Source organism: Mycobacterium sp. (genome assembly GCF_049280035.1).
Lineage (GTDB): Bacteria > Actinomycetota > Actinomycetes > Mycobacteriales > Mycobacteriaceae > Mycobacterium.
On record NZ_JBAPPI010000232.1, the window covers coordinates 1 to 2,788 of the forward strand.

Annotated in this window: 1 protein-coding gene; it reads right to left on the bottom strand. The window is 63.4% G+C overall.

Going from position 1 to position 2,788, the window contains the following annotated elements:
- Positions 1–230 precede the first annotated feature (230 nt).
- Positions 231–2,788: DNA polymerase III subunit alpha (dnaE, locus tag WAN71_RS07550; RefSeq protein ID WP_422224737.1), on the bottom strand; the 2,558-nt coding region annotated here is incomplete at its 5' end.

Below are 2,788 nucleotides of genomic sequence, written 5' to 3' on the forward strand. Positions count from 1 at the left end.
GTTTAGCCGTCCGGTTCGGGATCGATGCGCCCCGAAGGACTTTCGGCCACGCTGCCGTCGGCTTGTCTTCCCTTGTCAACAAAGGTGCCCACGTTCCGCAGTGGTCGCCCGCTCTTGATGCCGTGTGCCTCCCCTGGCCGGCTTCTACGTGTAACGGCACCCTCGCAGATCGGATGCTGCGCCGAGCTCTGGACCACTAGGCGGGCACAGTGTACCGGGTAGTACATAAACTAGCTGCCCAGGCAACCCGGACCGAGCAGAGCCTTGAGATCGCCCATGAGCGCCGGGGATGGTGTCACCCGCAGCGACGAGTCCAACTCGAGCGTGGTGACCCGGTCCCCGCTGACCAGCCGCAGATGCACCTGCGATGTGCCGGGGTGTTGTGCCAGCACCTGTTTGAGCGCGCTGACCTTGTCGATGGTGCACTGTCGGGTCGGCAAGCTGACTGCTAACGGCCGATCCAGTTGTGCGGAGGAGAAGTCAGGCACCACAAGGTCGTTGGCGATCAGCGCAATCCGGTCATCGCGGATCGCGACCTTTGCGGTGACGAGCACCACCGCGTCGTCGACGACGTCAGCACCGAAGGCCGAGTAGGTGTGCGGGAAGAACATCACTTCGATACCACCGGTGAGGTCTTCCAGCTGCGCTGAGGCCCAAGGCATTCCGTTCTTGTTGACGCGGCGATTCACCGACGCCAGGATGCCGCCGACCTTGACCAGGGTGTCGTTGGGGATGTCGCCGTCGAGCACCGCCGGGATTGCGGTATCGACCTGAGTCGCCAGCAGATGCGCCACCCCGTTGAGCGGATGTCCGGATACGTACAGGCCCAGCATTTCGCGTTCCAGCGCAAGTTTGTGTTTGTCGTCCCACTCCTCGTCGGGAACCCTGATAGTGAACACCGCGTCAGCGCCTGCTCCCCCATCATTCGGGTCCCCGCCGAACAGGTCGAACTGCCCCATCGCCTCGGCCTTCTTGGTGCCCAACACCGAGTCCACCGCGTCGGTGTGCACCAGGAACAGCCCTTTACGGGGGTGCTTCAGCGAGTCGAATGCGCCGGCTTTGATCAGCGATTCGGTGACCTTCTTGTTGCACGCCGCGATGTCGACCTTGTTGAGGTAGTCGGAGAAATCGGTGAACTTGCCCTTCTCGATACGGGTGTTCAGCAGCGAGGCAACCACATTCGCGCCGACGTTGCGTACCGCGCCCAGCCCGTAGCGGATGTCGGTGCCTACCGAGGCGAAGTTCAAACCCGACTCGTTGACGTCCGGCGGCAGCACGGTGATGCCGAGTTTGCGGCAGTCGGCCAAGTAGACGGCTGCCTTGTCCTTGTCGTCACCGACCGAGGTGAGTAGTCCCGCCATGTACTCGGCGGGATAGTTCGCCTTCAGATAGGCCGTCCAGTACGACACCATGCCGTATCCGGCGGCATGCGACTTGTTGAACGCATAGTCGGCGAACGGAAGGATGGTGTCCCACAATGCTTTGATGGCCTTGGCTGAGAACCCGTTGGCCTGCATGCCTTCCGAGAAGCCTTCGAATTCCTTTTCCAGGACTTCACGTTGCTTCTTGCCCATCGCCTTGCGCAGAATGTCTGCTCGGGCCAGCGAGTAGCCGGCCACCTTCTGCGCGATGCGCATAATCTGCTCCTGATACACGATCAGGCCGTAGGTCTCGGCGAGGATCTCGCGCAGCGGTTCCTCGAGTTCGGGGTGAATAGGCTTGATCGCCTGCCGGTTGTTCTTACGGTCGGCGTAATCGTTGTGGGCGTTCATGCCCATCGGGCCGGGCCGGTACAGCGCGATCACCGCGACGACGTCTTCGAATCCGGTGGGCTGCATGCGGCGCAGCAGGTCGCGCATCGGCCCGCCGTCGAGCTGGAACACCCCCAGCGTTTCACCGCGGCCCAACAGCTCGAAGGTGGCCTTGTCGTCCAGCGGCACGGATTCCAGGTCAAGGTCAATTCCCCTGTTGGCCTTGATGTTCTCGATCGCGTCGCCGATGATCGTCAGGTTGCGCAGCCCCAGGAAGTCCATCTTCAGCAGGCCGATGGCCTCGCACGACGGGTAATCCCAGCCCGTGATGATGGCGCCGTCTTGCGGCCGCTTCCACAGCGGGATCGCCTCGGTCAGCGGCTCACTGCTCATGATCACCGCGCATGCGTGCACACCCGCGTTGCGGATCAGGCCCTCCAGGCCGCGCGCGGTTTGGTAGATGGTCCGCACATCGGGGTCGGTGTCGATCAGGCCGCGAACCTCGGCGGCTTCCTTGTAACGCTCGTGGTTGGGATCGGTGATGCCCGACAGCGGGATATCTTTGGCCATGACCGCTGGCGGCAGCGCCTTGGTGATCCGGTCGGCGATCGCGAAACCGGGCTGCCCGTAGTGGATTCGGGCGGAGTCCTTCAGCGCCGCTTTGGTCTTGATGGTGCCGAAGGTGATGACCTGGGCAACGCGGTCATGTCCCCACTTGTCGGCGGCGTAGCGCACCATTTCGCCGCGGCGGCGGTCATCGAAGTCGATGTCGATGTCGGGCATCGAGGTGCGTTCCGGGTTGAGGAACCGCTCGAACAGCAGCCCATGCGGGATCGGGTCGATGTCGGTGATGCCCAGCGCGTAGGCCACCAGCGACCCGGCTGCCGAGCCGCGGCCCGGGCCGACCCGGATGTCGACCGACCGCGCGTAGTTGATCAGGTCGGCGACGATCAGGAAGTAGGACGGAAAACCCTTGTCGCAGATGACTTCGATCTCGAAGGCGGCTCGCGGTGCGTAGCCGTCGGGCGGCACGTCAC